The 24,310-nt window shown below is 31.2% G+C and carries 22 protein-coding genes; 12 read left to right on the plus strand and 10 right to left on the minus strand.

What is annotated here, in order from left to right:
• Window positions 1-23 precede the first annotated feature (23 nt).
• Genes KCTC32516_RS09455 through KCTC32516_RS09465 form a run of 3 tightly spaced genes read right to left on the minus strand, consistent with a single transcriptional unit; the run spans window position 24 to window position 2,145 of the window.
• The gene (locus KCTC32516_RS09455) at window positions 24-374 is read right to left on the minus strand and encodes a carboxymuconolactone decarboxylase family protein (protein WP_301400172.1); all 351 of its coding nucleotides are present in this window, start codon (window positions 372-374) and stop codon (window positions 24-26) included.
• A complete protein-coding gene (tatC, locus tag KCTC32516_RS09460; protein WP_301400173.1) occupies window positions 364-1,176 on the minus strand; it encodes a twin-arginine translocase subunit TatC in 813 nt (270 codons plus the stop codon). The genes KCTC32516_RS09455 and tatC overlap by 11 nt, the downstream gene beginning before the upstream one ends.
• Entirely contained in the window at window positions 1,177-2,145 is a 969-nt protein-coding gene (locus KCTC32516_RS09465; RefSeq protein WP_301400174.1) for a KpsF/GutQ family sugar-phosphate isomerase, read from the minus strand.
• Window positions 2,146-2,306: 161 nt separating this feature from the next.
• On the opposite strand from KCTC32516_RS09465, the gene KCTC32516_RS09470 reads away from it, so the two are divergent.
• Both KCTC32516_RS09470 and KCTC32516_RS09475 read left to right on the plus strand, forming a co-directional pair.
• Window positions 2,307-4,502, plus strand: coding sequence for a RecQ family ATP-dependent DNA helicase (locus KCTC32516_RS09470; RefSeq protein ID WP_301400175.1), 2,196 nt, complete (start codon window positions 2,307-2,309; stop codon window positions 4,500-4,502).
• A gap of 117 nt (window positions 4,503-4,619) precedes the next feature.
• Window positions 4,620-5,855 carry a TonB-dependent receptor gene (locus KCTC32516_RS09475; RefSeq protein ID WP_301400176.1) on the plus strand — a complete coding sequence of 412 codons (1,236 nt, stop codon included), beginning with the start codon at window positions 4,620-4,622 and terminating at the stop codon, window positions 5,853-5,855.
• A gap of 7 nt (window positions 5,856-5,862) precedes the next feature.
• On the opposite strand, the gene KCTC32516_RS09480 is transcribed toward KCTC32516_RS09475, so the two are convergent.
• On the minus strand, window positions 5,863-6,540 hold the full coding sequence (locus KCTC32516_RS09480; protein WP_301400177.1) for a ZIP family metal transporter: 678 nt from the start codon (window positions 6,538-6,540) through the stop codon (window positions 5,863-5,865).
• On the minus strand, window positions 6,540-7,268 hold the full coding sequence (locus tag KCTC32516_RS09485) for a class I SAM-dependent methyltransferase (protein WP_301400178.1): 729 nt from the start codon (window positions 7,266-7,268) through the stop codon (window positions 6,540-6,542). Before KCTC32516_RS09485 ends, KCTC32516_RS09480 begins: the two co-directional genes overlap by 1 nt.
• Before the next feature lie 100 nt (window positions 7,269-7,368).
• Between KCTC32516_RS09485 and KCTC32516_RS09490 the strand changes: the two genes are divergently transcribed.
• Complete coding sequence (locus tag KCTC32516_RS09490; protein WP_301402751.1) at window positions 7,369-8,559, plus strand: THUMP domain-containing class I SAM-dependent RNA methyltransferase; 1,191 nt, start codon at window positions 7,369-7,371, stop codon at window positions 8,557-8,559.
• On the opposite strand, the gene KCTC32516_RS09495 is transcribed toward KCTC32516_RS09490, so the two are convergent.
• On the minus strand, window positions 8,560-9,762 hold the full coding sequence (locus tag KCTC32516_RS09495) for a peroxiredoxin family protein (RefSeq protein ID WP_301400179.1): 1,203 nt from the start codon (window positions 9,760-9,762) through the stop codon (window positions 8,560-8,562).
• Window positions 9,763-9,858: 96 nt separating this feature from the next.
• On the opposite strand from KCTC32516_RS09495, the gene pheT reads away from it, so the two are divergent.
• The 3 genes from pheT (at window position 9,859) to KCTC32516_RS09510 (ending at window position 14,107) form a co-directional block, all read left to right on the plus strand.
• On the plus strand, window positions 9,859-12,285 hold the full coding sequence (gene pheT / locus KCTC32516_RS09500; RefSeq protein ID WP_301400180.1) for a phenylalanine--tRNA ligase subunit beta: 2,427 nt from the start codon (window positions 9,859-9,861) through the stop codon (window positions 12,283-12,285).
• Between the two features lie 71 nt (window positions 12,286-12,356).
• Complete coding sequence (locus KCTC32516_RS09505; protein ID WP_301400181.1) at window positions 12,357-13,418, plus strand: quinone-dependent dihydroorotate dehydrogenase; 1,062 nt, start codon at window positions 12,357-12,359, stop codon at window positions 13,416-13,418.
• A gap of 74 nt (window positions 13,419-13,492) precedes the next feature.
• Window positions 13,493-14,107 (plus strand): LysE family translocator, encoded by a 615-nt coding sequence (locus KCTC32516_RS09510; RefSeq protein WP_301400182.1) that lies wholly within the window; start codon window positions 13,493-13,495, stop codon window positions 14,105-14,107.
• Window positions 14,108-14,260: 153 nt separating this feature from the next.
• Here the strand turns inward: KCTC32516_RS09510 and KCTC32516_RS09515 are convergent, their stop codons facing one another.
• The gene (locus tag KCTC32516_RS09515) at window positions 14,261-15,115 is read right to left on the minus strand and encodes a hypothetical protein (protein ID WP_301400183.1); all 855 of its coding nucleotides are present in this window, start codon (window positions 15,113-15,115) and stop codon (window positions 14,261-14,263) included.
• Between the two features lie 164 nt (window positions 15,116-15,279).
• On the opposite strand from KCTC32516_RS09515, the gene KCTC32516_RS09520 reads away from it, so the two are divergent.
• From KCTC32516_RS09520 to guaB, 6 genes are all read left to right on the plus strand, one after another.
• Window positions 15,280-16,137, plus strand: coding sequence for a hydroxymethylglutaryl-CoA lyase (locus KCTC32516_RS09520; RefSeq protein WP_301400184.1), 858 nt, complete (start codon window positions 15,280-15,282; stop codon window positions 16,135-16,137).
• Between the two features lie 137 nt (window positions 16,138-16,274).
• Window positions 16,275-17,768, plus strand: a complete 1,494-nt coding sequence (locus KCTC32516_RS09525) for a bifunctional metallophosphatase/5'-nucleotidase (protein ID WP_301400185.1) — start codon at window positions 16,275-16,277, stop codon at window positions 17,766-17,768.
• A 139-nt stretch (window positions 17,769-17,907) separates the two neighbouring features.
• Window positions 17,908-19,071 carry a porin gene (locus KCTC32516_RS09530; RefSeq protein WP_301400186.1) on the plus strand — a complete coding sequence of 388 codons (1,164 nt, stop codon included), beginning with the start codon at window positions 17,908-17,910 and terminating at the stop codon, window positions 19,069-19,071.
• A gap of 95 nt (window positions 19,072-19,166) precedes the next feature.
• Window positions 19,167-19,703, plus strand: coding sequence for an FMN-binding protein (locus KCTC32516_RS09535; protein ID WP_301400187.1), 537 nt, complete (start codon window positions 19,167-19,169; stop codon window positions 19,701-19,703).
• Complete coding sequence (locus KCTC32516_RS09540; protein WP_301400188.1) at window positions 19,703-20,191, plus strand: Aq_1264-related membrane protein; 489 nt, start codon at window positions 19,703-19,705, stop codon at window positions 20,189-20,191. Before KCTC32516_RS09535 ends, KCTC32516_RS09540 begins: the two co-directional genes overlap by 1 nt.
• Window positions 20,192-20,258: 67 nt before the next feature.
• Complete coding sequence (gene guaB, locus KCTC32516_RS09545) at window positions 20,259-21,734, plus strand: IMP dehydrogenase (RefSeq protein ID WP_301400189.1); 1,476 nt, start codon at window positions 20,259-20,261, stop codon at window positions 21,732-21,734.
• A gap of 182 nt (window positions 21,735-21,916) precedes the next feature.
• Here the strand turns inward: guaB and KCTC32516_RS09550 are convergent, their stop codons facing one another.
• The 3 genes from KCTC32516_RS09550 to KCTC32516_RS09560 all read right to left on the minus strand — a co-directional run bounded on the left by KCTC32516_RS09550 (window position 21,917) and on the right by KCTC32516_RS09560 (window position 24,229).
• Complete coding sequence (locus KCTC32516_RS09550; protein WP_301400190.1) at window positions 21,917-22,423, minus strand: OmpH/Skp family outer membrane protein; 507 nt, start codon at window positions 22,421-22,423, stop codon at window positions 21,917-21,919.
• A 69-nt stretch (window positions 22,424-22,492) separates the two neighbouring features.
• On the minus strand, window positions 22,493-23,407 hold the full coding sequence (miaA, locus tag KCTC32516_RS09555; RefSeq protein ID WP_301400191.1) for a tRNA (adenosine(37)-N6)-dimethylallyltransferase MiaA: 915 nt from the start codon (window positions 23,405-23,407) through the stop codon (window positions 22,493-22,495).
• Entirely contained in the window at window positions 23,408-24,229 is an 822-nt protein-coding gene (locus KCTC32516_RS09560; protein WP_301400192.1) for an ion transporter, read from the minus strand.
• Between the last annotated feature and the right edge of the window lie 81 nt (window positions 24,230-24,310).

Consider the following 24,310-nt stretch of genomic DNA (forward strand, 5'->3'; position numbering starts at 1 on the left):
GATTTTGTGAACTCTTAAATTAATTATAAATCGTTTTGCTCTAAAGCTTCCCAAAATTCGTACGCTCTACGTAAATGCGGAATTACAATTGTACCACCAACTAAAGTTGCGATAGACATTGTTTCCATCATTTCTTCTTTTGTAACACCTTTCTTATAAGCTGTTTCTAAATGATATGCAATACAATCATCGCAACGCAAAACAGCAGAAGCAACTAACCCTAGAAGTTCTTTTGTTTTTACGGGCAAATGACCTTCTGTAAAAGCATTGGTGTCTAAATTAAAAATTCTCTTAATAACTTTATTGTCGTTACTTAAGAGTTTATTGTTCATTTTCTGACGATAGTCGTTAAATTCTTCAACTTTATTTGGCATTTTTTAACTGTCTTTTTAAAACGAAACCAGAAATATAAATACTGATTTCATATAAAATTAATATTGGAATGGAAACAATTATTTGACTCGCAACATCTGGCGGAGTAATAATTGCGGATAAAATTAACACTAAAACCAACGCATGTTTTCTGTACTTTCTTAAAAAAGATGGAGTTACCAATCCTAATTTTGATAAGAAATAAATGACAACTGGTAATTCAAAAACTAAAGAAATACCAATCATTGTATTGGTAAATAAACTAATATAAGAATCTAATGTGAAATTATTTACAATGTTTTCGCTAATCTGATATCCGTAGAAAAATGAAACAGACATTGGCATGATTACATAATAACTAAATGCAACTCCAATAAAAAAAAGAAAAGAGGCAATGAATAAAAAACCTCTAGATTTTCTTCTTTCTGTTTTGTGTAAACCAGGAGATATAAAACGCCACAGTTCCCATAATAAATAAGGAAACGCAAGGATGATTCCTAAAATAAAGGAAACCCAAAGAGAACTCATTAATTGTTGAGTTAACGATAATGCTTGTAATTTACTTGGAATTTGAATGTCGCAAAAACTACTATCAATACCAATACTTCCAAATACTTTACAAAAAAACTTGTAGGTAACAAAATCAGAATGAGTATGTGCGATGATAAAATCATTATACACTTCTTCTCTAAAAATAAAAAGCACAATTGCAAAAACAAATATTACAGCAGAACTTCTAACCAAGTGCCAACGTAATTCTTCTAGATGTCCTAAAAAAGACATTTCTTTTGGTTCATCACTCATTTAAAAAATACCTTCTTTAATTAAATCGTGTAAATGTACAACACCTAAATAATCTGCAGTGTCGTTTGTAACTAAAATTTGTGTGATATCATTAGCTTCTAGAGCTTCTAAAGCATCAATAGCCATCGCATTTACAGAAATAGTTTTAGGGTTTTTAGACATAATATCACTTGCTGATAACGAATTTATTTCTGTAGACTTACTTAACATTCTACGAATATCTCCATCGGTTATTATTCCAACAATTTTATCATTTTCTATAACTGCCGTAACGCCCAATCTTTTTTCTGTGATTTCTACAATTACTTTAGAAATACTACTGTTTTTATCTACTTTCGGAACTTCATTGTTTTTTATCAAATCAGAAACACGTAAAAACAAACGCTTTCCTAATGCTCCGCCAGGATGAAATTTAGCAAAATCATTGCTAGAAAAACCTTTTAATTTTAACAAACAAACAGCCAAAGCATCTCCCATCACTAATTGTGCGGTTGTACTTGTAGTTGGAGCTAAATTATTTGGACAGGCTTCTTTTTCTACAAAAGTGTTTAAAGTAAAATTGGCATTTGTTCCTAAAAAGGAATCTACATTACCCGTAATTGCAATAATTTTATTTCCGTAATTCTGAATCAATGGCACTAAAACTTTAATTTCTGGCGTATTGCCACTTTTAGAAATACAAATAACTACATCTTCTTTTTGTATAGCTCCTAAATCTCCGTGAATTGCATCCGCAGCATGCATAAAAATAGCTGGTGTCCCTGTAGAATTAAACGTTGCAACAATCTTTGTAGCAATGTTGGCGCTTTTTCCAATTCCGGTAACAACAACTCTTCCTTTAGAATTTAATATATATTTAACGGATGCTTCAAAATGGTCATCAATAAAATTTACTAAATTGGCAATAGCATTACTTTCTGTAAGAATCGTTTCTTTTGCGGTAGTAATGATGGAATTAAAATCTTTCAACGTTTTATAATTTTAGTAGTAAAAAAAAAAGTTATATCTTTAAAATATTGTAGAAAACACTTTTTATTTGCATCTACAAATTTACTATAAATAATGATAGACCCAAACCAAAAATTGGTTTTTAAACAAACACTAACAAACACCCAGATTGATAGATTATTATGAGTGATGAAATTGATTTATATGTACCGTTAAAAAAGTTTTTCGGATTCAATAAGTTCAAAGGTTTACAGGAAGAAGTTATTAAAAGCATTTTACGAAAGAAAGATACTTTTGTAATAATGCCAACTGGTGGAGGAAAATCGTTATGCTATCAATTACCAGCTTTAATGAGCGAAGGAACAGCAATTGTTGTTTCTCCTTTAATTGCCTTGATGAAAAACCAAGTAGATGCCATTCGTGGTATTTCTGAACATAGAGGAATTGCACACGTTTTAAATTCATCTTTAAATAAAACAGATGTAGCTCAAGTTAAAAGCGATATTGAAAGCGGAATTACAAAATTGTTATATGTTGCCCCAGAATCTTTAATAAAAGAAGAGTACGTAACTTTTTTAAGAACTCAAAAAATTTCTTTTGTAGCCATTGATGAAGCGCATTGTATTTCTGAATGGGGACATGATTTTAGACCAGAATATAGAAATCTTAGAACCATTATTAAACAAATTGATAATGTTCCTGTTATTGGTTTAACTGCTACGGCTACAGAAAAAGTACAAGAAGATATTTTAAAAACATTAGGCATTTCTGATGCTAAAACGTTTAAAGCATCCTTTAATAGACCCAATTTATTTTACGAGGTACGTCCAAAAACAAAAGAAGTCGATAAAGATATCATTCGATTTGTAAAACAACGCGTTGGTAAATCTGGTATTATTTATTGTTTAAGCAGAAAAAAAGTAGAAGAAATTGCACAAGTTTTACAAGTAAACGGAATTAAAGCAGTTCCGTATCACGCAGGATTAGATGCTAAAACAAGAGTAAAACATCAAGATATGTTTTTGATGGAAGATTGTGATGTTGTGGTAGCAACCATTGCATTCGGAATGGGAATCGACAAACCAGATGTGCGTTTTGTAATTCATCATGATATTCCTAAAAGTTTAGAAAGTTATTATCAAGAAACCGGTAGAGCAGGACGAGATGGAGGAGAAGGATATTGTTTAGCATTTTATGCATATAAAGATATAGAAAAGCTAGAAAAATTTATGGCAAGCAAACCTGTTGCCGAACAAGAAATTGGTCATGCTTTATTACAAGAAGTTGTTGGTTATGCAGAAACTTCTATGAATAGACGTAAATACATTTTACATTATTTTGGTGAAGAATTTGATGAAATAAATGGATTAGGAGCAGCGTTAGATGATAACACCAAAAATCCTAAGAAAAAACACGAAGCGAAAGAGGAAGTTGTAAAATTACTTACTGTTGTTAGAGATACAAAAGAAAAGTACAAAGCAAAAGATTTAGTTAGTACTATCATTGGTAAAGAAAACGCCATGTTAACTTCTCATAGAACGCATCGTCAGCCATTTTTTGGTATTGGAAAATACAAAGAAAATACCTATTGGAAAGCGTTGATTAGACAAGTGTTAGTTGCTGGATATTTGCGTAAAGAAATTGAGCAATATGGTGTGATTAAAATCACAAAAGAAGGATTAGATTTTATTGATTCTCCAACATCTTTTATGATGACGGAAGATCACACGTATTCTAGTGAGAATGACAATTCTATCATTACAAATACCAAAGGAAATGCTGGTGGTGTAGATGATAAATTAATGGCAGTGTTAAAAGATTTGCGTAAAAGCATCGCGAAGAAATTAGGTGTTCCGCCTTTTGCTGTTTTTCAAGATCCATCTTTAGATGATATGGCATTAAAATATCCAATTTCTTTAGAAGATTTAGCGAATGTACATGGTGTAGGTGAAGGAAAAGCACGTAAATATGGAACGGAATTTATAAAATTGATAGCAAAATATGTTGATGAAAATGATGTTTTAAGACCCGATGATTTAGTGGTAAAAAGTACAGGTGTAAATTCTGGTTTAAAATTATATATTATTCAGAATACAGACAGAAAATTGCCTTTAATAGATATTGCTAAGTCGAAAGGATTAAACATGGAAGAATTGATTAAAGAAATGGAAGCAATTATCTTTTCCGGCACCAAATTAAACATCAATTATAGCTTAGATGATTTATTAGATGAAGAACAACAAGAAGAAATTTTTGATTACTTTATGGAGGCTACATCTGATAAAATACAAGAGGCTTTAGATGAATTTGATGGTGATTATGACGAAGAAGAATTGCGACTAATGCGAATTAAATTCATAAATGAAGTAGCTAATTGATTAGATACTAACACTTTAAATAACAATTATTTATTTTTAACACTTCTTTGACATACTCTTAACATTTTTAAGGCACGGTAATTGTACTTTTCGCTTCGTAAAAATAAAAATATGTTAATGAAAAAAAGTACACTATTCGTGTTATTATTGATAACACTTTCTCCAATTTTCTCTCAAGAAAAAGAATCAAAACTTAATATTTTTTTAAACTGTAATTTTTGTGATCAATCTTATTTGAAACAAAACTTAGAGCACGCTGAATTTGTTAGAGATGAAAATTTTGCTGATGTATATTTGTTTTTTACCAGCCAAAGAAGTGGAAGTGGAGGAAGAGTTTATGTTATAGATATTGTTGGACAAAATGAATATAAAGAATTTAAAGATAAAATTACGTATTCAACAAACTCAGATACAACAAGTGACGAGAGCCGTAGTTTAATGCTGAAAAACATTCGTTTAGGGTTGGTGCGTTATTGGTTGAAATTAGGTTTGCAAGACGAAATTTCTATTTCTATAAAAAAGGCAAAACCAACAAATGCGCTTGAAGAAGTAGATCCTTGGAATAATTGGGTTTTTAGATTAGGAGCCAACGGTTTTTTTAGTGGACAAGAAACATATAGCAATAGCAATTTAAACTTTAATGCATCCGCAAGAAGAATAACAGAGAAAAATAAATTCATTTTTAGATTGAGGTATGGTAATAATAAACAAGTCTATAAGTTTAACGGAGAGCCAGATAAAATATATAATAATAGTAATAGGAATGTAACATTATACAGCGTTTTTAGTTTAAATAATCATTGGTCAGCTGGGGTATTTAGTTATTTTGGAGGTTCTGATTATTCAAATAAAAGTTTATATGCAAAATTAGCACCAGCAATTGAATACAACTTTTTTGATTATAAGGAATCGTTTAAAAAGCAATTAACCTTAGCCTATAGAATTGGCGGAGATTATACAGAATATATAGAAAAAACAGTTTTTGGTAAAATAGATGAATTTTTATGGAATCATTCTTTAAGCCTGGAAGCTAGTGTTAGACAGACTTGGGGTAATATTAATGGATCTATTAGATATGAAAGCTATTTACATGATACATCATTGAATCAATTTTCTTTTAACTTAGGAGCAAGAGTGAGACTTTTTAAAGGGTTTAGGTTTAATATTGGCGGAAATTATAACATTACAAACAATCAAATTAATTTACCTGCTGGTAATCTAACTGTTGAAGAAATTCTGCTACAGCAACAGCAACTAAAATCAGGGTATAATTATTTCTTTAATGTTGGTTTTAGTTACACATTTGGATCTATGTTTAACACCGTTGTAAATCCAAGGTTTGGAGATGATTAATTAGCTTCTAAAGTGTAAAAATAGTTACCAAAATACCTAGTAAAACAGCAATAAACTTCTGTAGATTAAATTTGTGGTTTTCAGAGCTTTCAAACAATATGATGGTTGAGATATGTAAAAATACTCCAATTATTAATGCGGTAATTTCTGTATGATATTTTGAAAAGAATCCTATGTTATCCGCAGCAAAAATACCTAAAGGACTCATCAAAGAAAAAAGTGCTAAACAGATAAATATTGTTGTTTTTGAACTTTTTGAACGTATAAAAAAAGTGGTTAATACGATGGCAATCGGAATTTTATGTACTACAATTGCCCATAATAAATTTACATCTTCTGAATGGATCGGAATTCCTTCAGAAAAAGCATGAATACATAGGCTGATAAAAAGGAGTAACGGAAATTTAGTGTCATGAGAATGTACGTGAATATGTCCGTGTTCTGCACCTTTAGAAAACGATTCTAAAACGGACTGAATTATGATTCCTGCTAAAATAAAAATACCAATTCTTTTTGTATCCGTTGTTTCAATAAAAACTTCTGGCATTAAATGTAAAATAGTAACAGACAGTAGATAAGCACCACTAAAAGATAATAATAAGCGTGTAATTTTGTTTGATGGTTTAAAAAGTAAAACAACCAATGAGCCAAATAAAACCGAAAAAATTAACAATACATAACTCATTACGATACTACAAAAATTAATCTGTTAGACGTTTCTTTATCATATGCTGATAAAGAATAATTACCAAAAATATGATTTATTTTTAATCCAGCCTTTTTAAAATAAGCAATAAATTTTTCTATATCTAAATATTTAACTCTTTCAAAATAAGAATGCTCCTCTCCATCAGCTGTAAATTTTATTTCTTTTATAATAAAACCATTCTCAATTTTTCTATGGATAAAAAAGTCGACTCCATCAATAGACTTTACTTCATTTGCAACCAAATTCTTTTTTACATCAACAACATTTAAAAAATCGATGACTGCAATTCCATTTTCTTTCAATCCCTTTTTTATGTTTTCTAGCACTTTAATATCTTCTTGATCATCTTCAAAATACCCAAAACTAGTAAACAAATTAAAAATAGCGTCGTACTTATTTTCAATCGGGCTTCTCATATCATGCACTTCAAAATTTAATCGTTCGTTTTCAAATGAAGTAGCATATTTAATATTGTTTTCAGACAAATCCGCTCCGGTTACTTTATAGCCTAAAGAATTTAAAAACACCGAATGCCTTCCTTTACCACAAGCAAGATCTAATATGTGTGTTTCTGGATCTAATTGTAAAAAGGCAGTGATGTTTTGCATAAAAATACGCGCTTCAGTATCATCTCTATCTTTGTATAACGTGTGATAAAAAGGAGTATCAAACCACGAGGTAAACCAATCTTTTTTTGTGTTCATAAGTAAAATTCGATTGCAAAAATACTGAAATTTAATAGGATAATTTTGCTTTTCTTAAGAGATTCATTCACAAATTAAAATGTATTTTTGCAGAATGAATATGAATAAAGATTTTAAAATGGTAGCGACCACCATGTTTGGTTTAGAAGAAGTGTTGGCAACTGAATTGCGAAATTTAGGAGCACAAGATGTTGTAGTTGGAATCAGAAATGTTTCTTTTAAAGGCGATAAAGGCTTTATGTACAAAGCAAATATTGCGTTAAGAACTGCCATTAGAATATTAAAACCAATCAAGTCTTTTAAAGTGTATGATGAAGAAGATTTGTACGAAAGTTTGCAAAAAATAAACTGGGAAAACTACTTAGATGTAGACGGAACTTTTTCGATTGGAGCAGTTGTAAATTCAAAACATTTTACGACAAATTCTCATTATATCACCTTAAAATCTAAAGATGCAGTCGCAGATTATTTTAGACATAAATATAGCAGAAGACCCAATGTAGATTTAAAATATCCAGATTTAAAAATTCATGTACATATTCAGAAAGAATGGTGTACGGTTTCTTTAGATTCTTCGGGAGATTCATTGCATAAACGAGGGTATCGTTCGGCAACAAATATTGCACCAATTAATGAAGTTTTAGCTGCGGGTTTGGTGTTGCTTTCTGGTTATACAGGTGATGAAAATTTCATCGATCCTATGTGTGGTTCTGGAACTATTTTAATTGAAGCAACTATGATTGCGAATAATATTCCCGCAAATATCAACAGAAAACATTTTGGATTTGAAAACTGGAAAGATTATGATGAAGATTTGTATTTTTTAATTCAAGATGTATTGTTGAAGAAAATCCGTAGTTCTCATTTTAAAATTATGGGATTTGATAAAGCACCATCTGCTGTTAGAAAAGCACAAGACAATATCGAAAATGCAAATTTAGATGAATTTATTGGCGTGCATCATGTTAATTTTTTCAATTCAAAAAAAGAAGTTTTTGGTAACACCACTATTTTGTTTAATCCGCCTTATGGCGAACGATTAAATATTGATACTGAAGAATTTTACAAGAAAATTGGAGACACATTAAAAAACGGATATCCAGATTCTAAAGTGTGGTTTATCACTTCAGACTTAGAAGCTTTAAAACATGTTGGTTTGCGAACTTCGAAAAGAATTCCACTTAAAAATGGAGATTTAGATTGTCGTTTGGTTCGTTATGATATTTATGCTGGAACAAGAAAAGTACGTTCTGACGAACGTGAAATCCCAGAAACAGATTTAGAAGATTAATTATTCTTTTGATAACGTGTTTATATACGCTTCAAATTCATTCTTAAAATCAATATAATTTTGTCCAGTTGCTGGTCCACTAAACCCTGTGTGTATTTTTCTTACTTTTCCTTTCTTGTCAATAAAGATAGTAGTTGGGAAAGAAATAATATGATTTAACATGGGTAGTTTTTTATGTGCTTCAATTTTGTTTTCAGAACCAAAATGAGCTAGAAGTATAGGGTACTTAATTCCAATACGCTCTTGTAAACGCTTTATTCTTTTAAATGCAAGTTCTTTCGTTTTTGCAACTTCAAAAGCAAGTGCAAGTATTTCTATATTCTCCATTTTATGTTGCTCATAATATTTTGCAAGGAATTTACTTTCATCAAGGCAATTCGGACACCAACTCCCCATTATTTGTAGAACTACAACTTTATGTTGAAACCGATTATCAGAGAGTGATATAAAATTGTTGTTTTCATCCGGAAAAGAAAATTCTAAAGCATCAAACCCTTCTTTTAAATAAGTTAGATTTTTCGTACTAGGCAATTTATATGCATTGTTCAATTTTGCGATAAATGGTTTTTTCAATTGATTCCCAGAATAAAATTCACCAACCATTGTAGAATCAGTGATTTTAGCTACAAATAAAAATGCACGCGAACCATCAAAAGTAGATAGCTTTAAAGAGTCTCCATCAACAATCCCTTCTAAATATCTGTAATCTCCTGTTGTAGTTTTAAAAGTACCTGTAACTTTATTATTGGTTTGATTAAAAACAGCTTTGGCAACATAACGCTTAGTAGTACTATTGGTATTAAAAACAGTTTCCCAATTGCCAGAAATAGTATGTTTTGCATTTGTGTTTTGTTTAAAACGCTCAGAGCCTTTAATTGCTTTAAATGGAATTATCATATCATAACTCTCCTTTATAAAGCTACCAGTTAGTCCTTTTTTCGAAACCTTTGCTATTATATATCCTTCAAAAACTGGAGTTTTAATGATTACAGAATCGTTTTTATAGCTAATTTCATCAACAGTTATTACTTCTGTTGCATTATAGATTTCTATTAAAGAATCATTAATAACATTCATGATAAAAGGCAATTGCTGATTATCTTGAACTTTTAGTTGAGCTCTATAAACACCTGATTCTAGTTTAGTTTTTTTTGAGCAAGATGTTAAAAGTAAAGCAAGTAAAAATGTAAATAAAATTTTCATAAAAGTTGTTTGTATTCTAGGGTATAAACTTACTAATTTAACTCTTAAAATAAAGATAATTTACTTAAATTTGCACTTGAATTTGACAAAAGAGACATGAAGATATCTTACAATTGGTTAAAACAATTTTTACAGATTGACTGGGAAGCACAAAAAGCAGGAGAGTTATTAACTGACTTAGGGCTTGAAGTAGAGGGGATTGAAACAAAAGAATCAATAAAAGGAAGTTTAGCGGGAATTGTAGTTGGAGAAGTGTTGACTTGTGTACAACATCCAAATGCAGACCGATTAAAAGTAACTACAGTAAACCTTGGTTCTGGTGAACCCGTTCAAATAGTTTGTGGCGCACCAAATGTTGCTGCCGGACAAAAAGTGCCTGTTGCAAAAATCGGAACGACATTGTACGACGAAAAAGGTGAAGGGTTTAAAATCAAAAAAGGAAAAATTAGAGGAGAAGAAAGTCACGGAATGATTTGTGCCGAAGACGAATTAGGATTGGGAAGTTCTCATGACGGAATCTTAATTTTAGATGCTAATTTAAAACCTGGAACTCCAGCTTCAGAAGTTTTTAATATCGAAAAAGATGAAGTTTTTGAAATTGGATTAACTCCAAATAGAGCCGATGCTATGAGTCATTTTGGTGTGGCTAGAGATTTGCGTGCTGGTTTGATGCAACAAGATATTAACATTGAATTAATTTCTCCTTCTGTAAGTAATTTTCACGTAGATGAAAGAAAATTAAAGATTGATGTTGAAGTAGAAGATAAAGATTTAGCGCCGCGTTATTGTGGAATTTCAATTACAGATTTAGAAGTAAAAGATGCTCCAGAATGGATTCAGAATCGTTTAAAATCTATCGGAATAACGCCAAAAAATAATATAGTTGATATTACTAATTATGTGTTACATGAATTAGGTCAGCCTTTACACGCTTTTGATGCACAAAAAATTAAAGGAAATAAAGTTCTAGTAAAAACCTTGCCAAAAGGAACAAAATTTACAACTTTAGACGAAGTTGAAAGATCATTAAGTGCTGATGATCTTATGATTTGTGATGCAGAATCAAATCCGATGTGTATTGCGGGTGTTTTTGGTGGATTGGCTTCTGGAGTTACAGAAAACACCACTAGTATTTTCTTAGAAAGTGCTTATTTTAATCCAGTTTCTATTCGTAAATCAGCAAAAAGACATGCGTTAAATACCGATGCTTCTTTCCGTTTTGAAAGAGGAATCGATATCAACTTAACAAAATATGCGTTAAAACGTGCGGCTTTATTAATTGAAGAATATGCGGGCGGAACATTGGCTTCAGACATCATGGATTTTTATCCAGAGAAAATTGAAGATTTCCAAGTGTTTTTAGCGTACGAAAATGTAGATCGTTTGATCGGACAAGAAATCGAAAGAGAAACGATTAAAAACATTTTAGCTTCTTTAGAAATTAAAATTAGTAGCGAAACAGAAGGTGGATTAGGTTTAACAATTCCGTCTTACAGAGTTGATGTGCAGCGTGAAGCTGATATTATTGAAGAAATTTTACGAGTGTACGGTTATAATAATATTGAGTTTTCTCATAAATTAAACACCTCAATTTCTTTTGACATCAACAAAGAAGTTAAAGTTGAGAATATGGTTGCCAATCAATTGAGTTCATTAGGGTTTAATGAAACTATGGCAAATTCGTTGACAAAAGTAGATTATGTTGGTTTAACAGAAAATCTAAACGAAGAGAACAACGTAGAAATGTTGAATCCGTTGAGTACCGATTTAAAAGTGATGCGCCAATCTTTATTGTTTAGCGGATTAGAATCGGTTGCGTATAATATCAACAGAAAGAACAACGCATTAAAGTTGTATGAATTTGGAAAAACGTATCATAAATACAACGAAAAATATCAAGAAGACAAACATTTAACCTTGTTTGTAACAGGAAACAGAACTAAAGATAGTTGGAAAACCGTCTCGCAAAATTCTGACTTCTTTTATGTAAAAGGAATTATTACAACTGTTTTAGAGCGATTAGGAATTAACAATGCTAAAACTGCACCAATAAAATCGGATGTGTTTTCTGAAGGAATTACCTTGAGTTTAGGAAAAATTAAATTGGTAGATTTTGGAGTTGTAAAACGTTCTCTCTTAAAAGAATTCGGAATTAAACAAGAAGTGTTGTTTGCTGATATCAATTGGGATAATGTTTTAAAAATGTGTGGTAACAAGAAAATTAAAGTATCTGATTTGTCAAAGTTCCCTGCAGTTAAAAGAGATTTGGCTTTATTATTAGACAACGGAAAAACATTTAAAGAAATTTACAACTTGGCTTTTCAATCAGAAAAGAGTTTGTTAAAAGAAGTTGATTTGTTTGATGTTTACGAAGGCGATAAACTACCTGATGGGAAAAAATCGTATGCGGTGAGTTTTGTGTTGCAAGACGAAAATAAAACCTTAGAAGACAAGCAGATTGATAAAATAATGCAAAAATTACAAGCAACTTTTGAACAAAACTTAGAAGCTGTTTTAAGATAAATATGAAGCTCCTTTTTGGAGCTTTTTTTATAAATAAAATTAATAAATGTCCGCTCGACCAGACAAAAAAGATGTACAAACTACTTATACGACCAATTTTATTCCTTTTTGATCCAGAAAAAGTACATTATTTTACATTTTCTGTGATTCGATTTTTACATAAAATTCCGTTTGTACCCGGAATCATCAGAAGTATGTTTCAAGTAAACGACAAACGTTTAGAACGAAAATTATTTGGAATTACTTTTAAAAATCCAGTTGGTTTGGCAGCAGGTTTTGATAAAAATGCTGTGATCTACAACGAATTGGCAAACTTCGGATTTGGTTTTATAGAAATAGGAACTGTGACACCGAAAGGACAAATTGGGAATCCTAAAAAAAGGTTGTTTCGTTTAAAAGATGATCAAGGAATCATCAACAGAATGGGATTTAATAATGACGGAATTGAAGCTGCCATCAACAACTTAAAAAAGAACAAAGGTCAAGTTATTATTGGCGGAAATTTAGGAAAAAATACAGATACTTTACCAGAAAATTACACTTCAGATTATTGTGAAGTTTTTAAAGCCTTACATCCGTATGTAGATTATTTTGTGTTGAATGTTAGTTGTCCGAATGTTGGAAGTCATGCAAAATTGAATGATAAAGATTATTTAATTGAGTTGATTACTGCGTGTCAACAGCTAAATACAGAATTAGCTTATTTGTCACCTCGAGCGGAGTCGAGAGGTCTTATACCGATACTACTTAAAATCGCACCAGATTTAAACAATACGCAATTAGATGAAATTATAGCATTGGTTGCAGAAACAAAAATTGACGGCGTCATTGCATCAAACACATCAACAAATAGAGATAACTTAAAAGCTTCTACAAAGCGTTTAGCTGAAATTGGAAGTGGCGGAGTTAGCGGACAACCAATTAAAGCACAAAGCACCAAAGTCATTAAATATTTAGCGGACAATTCTAACAAATCTTTTCCGATTATTGGAGTAGGAGGAATTCATTCTGCAGAAGATGCTTTAGAAAAAATAAATGCTGGCGCAGATTTAGTGCAGATTTACACAGGTTTTATTTACGAAGGTCCGAGTTTAATTAAGAAAATTAACAAAGCGATTTTAAAACAACAATAGCGTCAGGTTGAGCGCAGGCGAAACCTAAAAGACTTCTCGACTGCGCTCGAAGAGACAATCTCAAAACAAATTAAATGATAGAAACCTTACTTTCATTTGCGTTGGCTACAACTGCATTGGCATTTTCTCCAGGACCCGATAATATGTATGTGTTAACACAAAGTATTGTTAACGGGAAAAAGTACGGATTGGCAACGGTTTACGGTTTAATTTCTGGTTGTATTGTGCACACAACTTTATTGGCTTTTGGAGTTTCGGCACTTATAAAACAAAGCGAATCGTTGTTTTTTGCTCTTAAATTATTTGGTGCCATCTATTTAATTTATTTGGCGTATAAGGTGTATACATCGGATGCTTCTATTGCTTTTTCTGAAGACAATGTGGCTAAAAAATCAACTACACAATTGTTTAAACAAGGATTTATAATGAATGTATTAAACCCAAAAGTGTCCATTTTCTTTTTGGCTTTTTTTCCTGGGTTTTTGTTTAGCGATTCTTTAAGTACCGTAATTCAGTTTTATGTGTTGGGACTTATATTTATGTTTGTTTCCCTACTTATATTTTCTACGATTGCAATTTTGGCTGGTAAAATTTCTACTTACATTAAAAGCCATAAAAATGTTGGTTTGTATTTAAAATGGACGCAAATTGTAGTGTTTGTAGCAATTGCGATTTTTATTTTGAAGTAGTTTTTTGGAGATTCGCTAACGAGTTTTTATATGATTTGTGCGACTGGAAAATCGGAGATTTTTCGGACGTAGCAAATCGTTAGTTGAATGTTTGTCGTTTGTACTAGTTCAAATTTAAGCATAAATTATATGAGGTGTTAGCAAACGTTTATATCAAAAGGGTAATTCATCTTGTGATTCCCATTCTTGTTGAGTCATTATGTTTTTAGATAATACATAATTTTTCCAAAAATACTTTCCTTTTTTAGTTAATAGGTAATATGTTCTTTGATTTTCATCGTCATCAACTTTTCTTATTAATCCACTATAGATGAGTTTCTCAACTATTATTACTTCGGTGTCTTTGGGTATTGATTTAAATTGGCTAATTTCAGTTCCAATTTTCTCAAAATATGTTGATACTTCTGTCTTTAAAAAGTCCTCATATTCTTTGTCTAATTTATTTTTAATGTCATCCGAATATTCTAAATCATCAGGATCTTCTAAATTTATATATTGTTCAAGTTTGTTTTTTTCTTTTTTTAAATTTGTCAAGTCAATTTTCAAACTCTCAATTGATTTTTGTTTTTCCTCATTAATTAGAGTAAGTTCTTCTATTTTGGTGTTTAATTCTGAAATTTCAACATTTCCTGCTTTTTCTTGCTCGTATTTTCTTTCTTCTTTTGCAATTTTCTGTTTTCCTTTTAAATCAGAGATTTGCTCATTTACAAGGTTTTCTTTTCGTCCACTTTTTGCAAATCGAACAATTTTTTCAATGAACCAAGTAAAGTAAGGAAGTAAAATTACATAACCTAAACTCACAATTAATGGATAGTAAAGTGTGAATTTAATTTCACTAAAATTGGTAGTTATATAAATTATTCTATCCTCAATATTTTTTTCAGATATGAATAGTGTAAAAATCGGTCTCCAATTAAATGCTATCCAAGAAATAAGGAATGAAAAAATTAAAGGGTTTTTCAATCTTTCATTTGAGGCTTGGAAAAAGTTATTTATAAATTCCTTCATTTTTTATGTTTGCTAACTTTAATGATATCGAACGTTTTAATACTGAAACTAGTTCAGCATAAATGTTTTATATCAGGAGTTAGCGAAGTTAATCAAAAAGGAGTTTAGAAACAAGCTAAATTAATTTCTAAAAATCCAAAGCTTTGGTTATCTTTGATTCTTCGATGAAAAAAGTCAAAATTATAGAATGTCCACGTGACGCAATGCAAGGAATAAAATCGCATTTTATTGCCACAGAAGACAAGGCAAACTATATCAATGCGTTATTGCGTGTAGGTTTTGATACGATTGACTTTGGAAGTTTTGTTTCTCCAAAAGCGATTCCGCAAATGCGAGATACCGCAGCAGTACTTTCTCAATTAGATTTGTCATCAACCCAAAGTAAATTGTTGGCAATTATTGCCAATGTTCGTGGCGCAAATGATGCCGCTCAGTTTGAAGAAATTGATTATTTGGGCTATCCGTTTTCAATTTCAGAAAACTTTCAAATGCGGAACACACACAAAACTATTGCAGAATCTATAGAAACGTTGGATGAAATTTTAAACATCGCCAACAAGTCAAATAAAGAAGTGGTGGCGTATTTATCAATGGGATTTGGAAATCCGTACGGAGATCCTTGGAATGTTGAAATTGTGGGAGAATGGACAGAGAAATTATCTAAAATGGGTGTTAAAATATTATCGCTCTCAGATACGGTTGGAAGTTCAACTCCAGAAGTAATTGAGTATTTATTTTCTAATTTAATTCCAGCGTATCCACAAATAGAATTTGGCGCACATTTACACACAACACCAACAACTTGGAAAGAAAAAGTTGATGCAGCATACAAAGCAGGTTGTCATCGTTTTGATGGTGCAATTATGGGATTTGGCGGTTGCCCAATGGCAAAAGATGATTTGACAGGAAACATGCCGACAGAAAAAATGTTGTCTTATTTTACAGCAGAAAAAGTTGAAACCGGCATCAAACCAATGCGTTTTGAAAGTGCTTATAATGTTGCAATGAATGTTTTTGGGTAGAGTTACAGAGGTTCAAAAGGTCCAAAGATTCAAAGGTTCAAAGTTGCAGAGTTGCAAAGACACAAAGGTTTATAAAGTTTAAAAGTTGTCACCTTGAGCGTAGCCGAAAGGTCTTATAATACTAAATAAAGATCACAATGAAATCAATAAAATCAATTTTATACTTTTTATCAATCATCTTATTTCTTTCTTGTTCTAAAGAGGATGGAAAAATAGATTTTACATTTTTACAAGTAAATGATGTATATGAAATTGCTCCGATTCAAGGTGGCGAATTTGGTGGAATGGCAAGAGTAGAAACGGTACATCAACAATTATTAAAAGAAAATAAAAATACCATGTTGGTGATGGCGGGCGATTTTTTAAATCCGTCTTTATTAGGAACTATAAAATACAACGGAGAAAGAGTTCGTGGAAAACAAATGATAGAAACCATGAATGCGATGAATTTTGATTTGGTGGCATTCGGAAATCACGAATTTGATTTAAGTGCCAACGATTTGCAAAAACGTATGGACGAAAGTAATTTTAATTGGATTACGGGCAACGTTTTAGAAAATAAAGACGGAAAAACAGCTCCTTTTACAAACAAACACAATCGTGTAAACGAAACTTTCATCAAAGAATTTACGGATGCAGACGGAACCACAATAAAAGTCGGATTTATCAGTGTTTGTGTACCTTCTAATCCTAGAAGCTTTGTTACTTATAAAGATGTTTTTGAAGAAGCAGAACGTTCGTATAACGATCTAAAAGACAAGGTTGATGTTGTTTTTGGTTTGACACATGTAACCATTGCAGAAGACACGAAAATTGCAAAATTATTGCCAAATATTCCGTTAATTATGGGCGGACATGAACATACAAATATGCTAGTTTCTGTTGGAAATTCCTTTGTCGCAAAAGCGGATGCAAATGCAAAAACTGCTTATATTCATAGAATTTCGTTTGATACAAAAACAAAAAAAGTAACTGTTCAATCAGAATTAAAAGAAATCAATTCATCAATTGTTGCAGATAAAAGAGTAGGAGAAGTAGTAAATAAATGGGAAACTATTTTAAACAACAAAATAAAAGAGACTATAAAAAATCCAACGGAGGTTATTTTTAATGCAGAAACTCCATTAGACGGAAGAGATAAATCAATTAGAAGTGTACAAACTAATTTGGGAGAACTGATTACCAAATCGATGTCTTTTTCTTTTGATGATAACGTAGATTGTGCTTTGGTTAACGGCGGTTCTATTAGAATTGATGATGAACTAGATGGAAATATTACAGCGGTTGATATTTTTAGAGTATTGCCTTATGGCGGAGCAGTTTTAAAAGTAAAAATCAAAGGAAGTCTGTTGTTAAGAGTTTTAGAATATGGAGAAAAAGCAGCAGGAACAGGTGCTTATTTACAACGATATAATGTAGAGAAAATCAACAATAAATGGTTGGTGAAATCAAAGGCAATCAATCCAAATAAAACATATACAGTTGCTTTCTCTGATTACCTTTTAAAAGGATTTGACATTCCGTTTTTATCAGAAAAAAACAAAGAAGTACTTTCTATATATCAACCAATTGTTACAGATATTTCGTTTGATATTAGAAATGCTGTAATTTTATACTTAAAATCTTTATAGGTAAATAACAGTTTTTCAATCTTTTACTTCATTTTATTATTTTTTATTTAAAATAATTCTAAATAAACTTTTTTAAATTAAAAAGAGATGCTACTTTTGCGGCATTATTTAAAACTATTTATAATTAATCTAAATAAAAATGAAAAGAATTATATTTTTAGCAATCGTAAGTTTATCAATCGGATTAACTGCACAAGTAAAACAAGACAGCATAACATCAGACCCTCAAAAACAGGTAAATGCTGCTCAAAGAATTTTAACTTCTAATTTAAATCAAAAGGGATTAACTATTGGAGGTTATGCAGAAACGCATTACAACAATGCTTCAGGGAAAAATGCAATATTAGATGTACACAGAGTTGTAATATTGCTTGGTTACAAATTTAATGAAAGAACTCAATTTATAACAGAATTAGAGTTTGAACACGTTAATGAAATAGCTGTAGAACAAGCTTTTTTACAGTATTCTTTAAGTGATAACGTAAATCTAAGAGCTGGTTTAATGTTAGTGCCAATGGGAATTATAAATGAATACCACGAACCAACAACTTTTAACGGAGTAGAAAGACCAAGCATGGACAAATCAATTGTACCAACAACTTGGAGAGAAATTGGTTTAGGAATTTCTGGAAAGTACAATGAAGCATCATTGCGTTATCAAGTATATATGTTTAATGGATTTGCTTCTAAAAATGGGAGTAAATTATTAGGGGGCTCAAATGGATTGAGAAACGGAAGACAAAAAGGAGCAGAGTCTATAATTAACAGCGTAAACTTTTCTGGTAAATTAGATTATTACGGATTGCCAGGTTTGCGTTTAGGTTTGTCTGGTTATTTTGGAAGAACTCAGTCTGATAAGTCGATTGAAGATATTGCAGGCGCTGATGTTGGTGTTGCTATGCTTGGATTAGATGCGCGTTATGCATACAAACGTTTTTCGGCTCGTGGACAGTTTATTCATACAAATATTACAGACAGTAAAGCATACAATACGTATTATGGATCTGACTTAGGATCTTCTTTGCAAGGTTGGTATGTAGAGGGTGCTTATAATTTATTATCACAAGAAAAAGAACAAGAGTTGGTTGGGTTTGTTCGTTATGAAGATTTTAATACACATGCTTCTACAGAAGGAAATTTAGCGCAAAACTTAAGTTACGATAGAAACGAGATAACTTTCGGGTTGACGTATAAAGTTGCTACAGGAGCAGCATTTAAAGCAGATTATCAATTTAAGAATACTGCAATTCCGGGTACTGAAACGGTAAAACAATTAAACTTAGGATTCGGAATTTGGTTCTAAGAAAAAAGAATACTAATTAAAGTTGAACTAGGATACTGTTTAAAAAGAGTATCCTAGTTTTATCCGTTTTAAAAACATTCATCTATTTTTGTAAAATGAAAACTAGAAAAGTCACATTTCTAATCGTATTTTTTATAACATCGCAGTTATTCGCATATCAATTGCCTAAAAAGATATTTAAAAAAGTACACAAAGAGCTCGTAAAAACTTTTGAAAACACAGATTTACAACTTATAAGTGTTACAATTCCTGCGGATATAAACACATTGCTCGGTAAAAAAATAGGACCTTCTAATTTATTTACAATTGTTGCTGATAAAACAATCTTTGGTTATGCATATGTTGATAAAGCGCCAAGTAAAACGGATGAATTTGATTATTTAATTCTGCTAGACAAAGAATTGATTGTTCTAAAAACGAAAGTTTTAATCTATAGAGAAGATTATGGTGGCGAAATAGGAAGCAGTCGTTGGTTAAAACAATTCATAGGAAAATCATCTAAAGATCAATTAAAATATAAAAACAACATCATGGCAATTTCTGGGGCAACAATCTCTGCATTGTCTATGACCAAAGCTGTAAATCGGTTTTTGTCTGATGTAGGTATTCTACATAAAAACAACATTTTATAATGCAAATTCACGGAATCATATCACAATTTCCTAAAGAGGTAAAAGGCTTAATTATCGCATTTATCATTACGTTAAGTATTGGTTTTTATGCTGGGATTCGATTTGTGAATGATACAAGTAATTCAAATCCACAGGGAATTGAAGAACGTTATTTAGGAAATGAAAGCAATGAAAACGCTACGACAATGCAATTTAAAAAAAGCAAAGCAGAAGTGATGACATTGGTTCACAATCACATTTTATCACTATCTGTCATCTTTTTTTTATTGGGTGGAATTGTTGCTACAACAGGAATCAATAAAAAAATAAAAGCATTTTTAATGATAGAACCTTTTGTTTCTATCCTGTGTACTTTTGGCGGAATCTATTTTATGTGGTCTGGAATTCTATGGATGAAATATGTAATTATGCTTTCAGGTATTTTAATGACCATCGCATTTTCTGCGTCAATATTTTTTATTTTTAAAGGATTGCTAATTAAAAAATAGATTTCTAGTAGCTTTTCAATTAATAGTCGTAAATTTGTTCGCAATTAATTTATAAGTTGATTGTACCATGAAAGCTCACAATTCAAAACTTGTTGGAGAAGGATTAACCTACGATGATGTACTTTTAGTACCCGCCTTTTCTGACGTGCTTCCTAGAGAAGTAAACATCCAAACAAAATTTACTAAAAACATAACCATTAACGTTCCAATTGTTTCTGCAGCGATGGATACTGTTACAGAATCTGCGATGGCAATTGCTATTGCTAGAGAAGGTGGGATCGGTGTTTTGCATAAAAACATGACCATTGAGCAACAAGCTCAAGAAGTTAGAAAAGTAAAAAGGGCAGAATCAGGAATGATTATTGATCCCGTAACTTTGCCTTTAAGTGCTACGGTTTTAGATGCAAAAATGTTAATGCAAGAGCATAAAATCGGCGGAATTCCAATTATTGATGCTGCCGGTGTTTTAAAAGGAATTGTTACCAACAGAGATTTGCGTTTCGAAAAGAAAAACGATAGAGCTATTACAGAAGTAATGACTTCTAAAAATTTAATTACTGCAGCTATAGGAACTTCTTTAGGACAAGCGGAATTAATTTTACAAGAAAATAAAATTGAAAAATTACTAATTGTAGATGCTGATTTTCATTTATCAGGATTAATTACGTTTAGAGATATTACAAAAGTGACTCAAAAGCCAACAGCAAACAAAGATACTTTTGGTCGTTTACGTGTTGCTGCCGCATTAGGAGTTACTCCAGACGTTGTTGAAAGGGCAGAGGCATTAGTAAATGCAGGTGTTGATGCAGTTATTATTGATACAGCTCACGGACATACAAAAGGAGTTGTTACAGCTTTAAAAGCTGTAAAATCAAAGTTTCCAAAGTTAGAGGTTGTAGTTGGTAATATTGCAACTGCAGAAGCAGCAAAATTTTTAGTTGATGCTGGAGCAGATGCGGTAAAAGTTGGTATTGGGCCAGGATCTATTTGTACAACTAGAGTAGTAGCTGGAGTTGGTTTTCCACAGTTTTCAGCTGTAATCGAAGTGGCAGCAGCAATCAAAGGCTCTGGTGTTCCAGTTATTGCTGATGGTGGAATACGTTATACTGGTGATATTCCGAAAGCAATTGCTGCAGGAGCAGATTGTGTAATGTTAGGTTCATTATTAGCAGGAACTAAAGAATCTCCAGGAGAAACCATTATATATGAAGGACGTAAATTCAAATCGTATCGTGGAATGGGATCTATTGAAGCCATGAAACAAGGCTCTAAAGATCGTTATTTCCAAGATGTAGAAGATGATATTAAGAAATTAGTTCCAGAAGGAATTGTTGGTCGTGTTCCGTATAAAGGAGAATTGGAAGAAAGTATTCATCAATTTGTTGGTGGTTTAAAAGCCGGAATGGGATATTGTGGCGCAAAAGATGTGGCGACTTTAAAAGAAACCGGAAAATTTGTTAGAATTACTTCAAGTGGAATTAACGAAAGTCATCCACATGATGTAGCCATTACCAAAGAAGCACCAAATTACAGCAGAAGATAAAACAGTTATCAGTTTTCAGTTAACAGTTATTAAATTAGTTGTCATTCCGAAATGAGTTGTAAAACGATTGAGGAATCTGATAAATTGTGGTTACAAATCCTTAAAATTATAATGAAAGTACTTCATAAAATAAAAAACCCCGAATCATTGATTCGGGATTTTTTTATGAATTAATTTTAAAATTATTCTTTAATTCCTAATTTATCTAAAACCAATTTAGTGATATCGTGTTTTGTGTCTATGTACGCAAAATTATTACCTGTTACAGTTAAAATTTGTGTGTATCCTTTTTCTTTCGCAATTCCTTCAATTAATTCATTAACTTTCTGATACAAAGGTCTCATAAATTCATTTCTTCTCAATTGCATCATCGTAGTTCCGTTTTTTTGAAACTGAGTAATCTCTTGTTTTAGTTTTGATATTTCTGCAAACTTTGTTTTTTTATCTGCTTCAGGTAAGGTTTTTATATTGTCATTAAATACTTTTACAGTTGCATCGTATTTTGCAATTTTTATTGTATTTATAGAGTCTAATTTTGCCCCGTAATTTTTAATACGTTCTTGCACCGTTTTTAGTTGCGGCATTTTTGCAATGATGTATTCTCTATCAACAGTTCCAACTTTTGTTTGTGCAGATATTGTTAAGCAAATAAAAAAAGTGGCAATGATTAACGTAATTCTATTTTTCATTTTTGTAAGTTTTTGGCAAATATAAGAAAGCGACTGCGTTTATCTAATTTATTTAAAGTTTTTAACAGCTTAGAGTTTTTCTTCTATGTATTTTATAATGGATGCAGTCTCAGATTTAAAAGGATACCAAGCAATATTTTCATCCTTTTTAAACCAAGTTAGTTGTCTTTTCGCAAATCTTCGAGTATTTTTTTTGATTTCTTCAACAGCAAATTCTTTAGAAATAGCTCCGTCTAAAAAAGAGAATAATTCTCTGTATCCAACGGTTTGTAAAGAATTTAAGTTTCTATTTGGATATAAATTTTTTGCTTCATCAAGCAATCCGTTAGCAATCATAATATTTACACGCTGGTTAATTCTATCATAAATAATTTCTCTTTCAGCATTCAATCCAATTTTTATAGATGTAAAATTTCTAGGAGTTTTTGGCTTGTTTTTAAAACTCGAATACGTTTTTCCTGTGCCGATACAAATTTCTAAGGCTCTAATAATTCTGTGTGGATTATCGATTGTAATTGTTTGATATGTTTCAACATCTAATTCTCGCAATTGTTGTTGTAAACTTTCGATGCCGTTTTCTTTTAAATCATCGTTCAATTGTTCTCTAATTGCAGGATCTATAACCGGAAAATAATCCAATCCATTGATTACAGCATCAACATACAAACCACTTCCACCAACCATGATTACAATATTATTTGTTAAAAATAATTCTGAAATTTTTTGCAATGCATCTCGTTCAAACTCCCCCACATTATAAGCATCAAAAATACTTCTATCTTGTATAAAGTGATGTTTTGCAGCATTTAATTCTTCTTTTGATGGAACCGCAGTTCCAATGGTCATTTCTTTATAAAACTGACGAGAATCGCAAGAAATAATTTCTGTATTAAAATGGTTTGCCAATTGAATGCTTAAAGCAGTTTTTCCAATTGCAGTTGGACCAACGATTGTAATTAAATAGTTGTTTTTTTGAGAAGGCATTTAGAAAATTTTACTTCCACATTTATAGCAAAACTCAGCCTTGTCTTTATGTTTATCGGCTAAACAATTTGGACATGATTGTGTATTGGTGTTTATGCTATCCATTTTAGTCATTTCTGAACTTACAATTCCTGTTGGGATGGCAATAATTCCGTATCCTAGAATCATAATAACACTAGCAATTAATTGTCCTAATGGAGTTTGAGGTGCAATATCCCCAAAACCAACAGTTGTTAACGTTACAATAGCCCAATACACACTTGTAGGAATACTTGTAAATCCGTTTTCTTCTCCTTCAATCATGTACATTAAAGTTCCTAAAATGGTGCAAATAATCACAATAAAAAAAATAAAAACGGCAATCTTAGCTTTACTTGCTCTTAAAGCAATTAACAATTTATTTGATGCCCCAATATATCTGGCAAGTTTTAAAATTCTAAAAATTCTTAACAAACGTAAAGCTCTTAATGCAACAAGGCTGTGAGAACCAACAAGCACAAAAGATAAATACTTGGGAAGTGTAGATAACAAATCTATAATTCCGTAAAAGCTAAACACATATTTTAAGGGTTTTTTTATAGAAACCAATCGTAAAATATACTCGATGGTAAATAAGATTGTAATAATCCATTCAGAGATATTTAGGATGTCGTGATATTTAACATCTATGCTAGTAACACTTTCTAGCATGACCAATAAAACACTTGCAATAATAACAACAAGAAGTATTACATCAAAAATTTTACCTGCTTTTGTATCAGCTTCATAAATAATTTCATGAATTTGATGTTTCCAAGAAGTGGTAGGTTTTTGATTTTTCAATGGTAAAAATATTTTTTGCTAATTTACTATAAATTATGATGATAAAAGCTCTAGTTTAATTTTTAAACCAGAGCTTTAAGT

The organism is Polaribacter huanghezhanensis (genome assembly GCF_030444335.1).
GTDB lineage: Bacteria > Bacteroidota > Bacteroidia > Flavobacteriales > Flavobacteriaceae > Polaribacter > Polaribacter huanghezhanensis.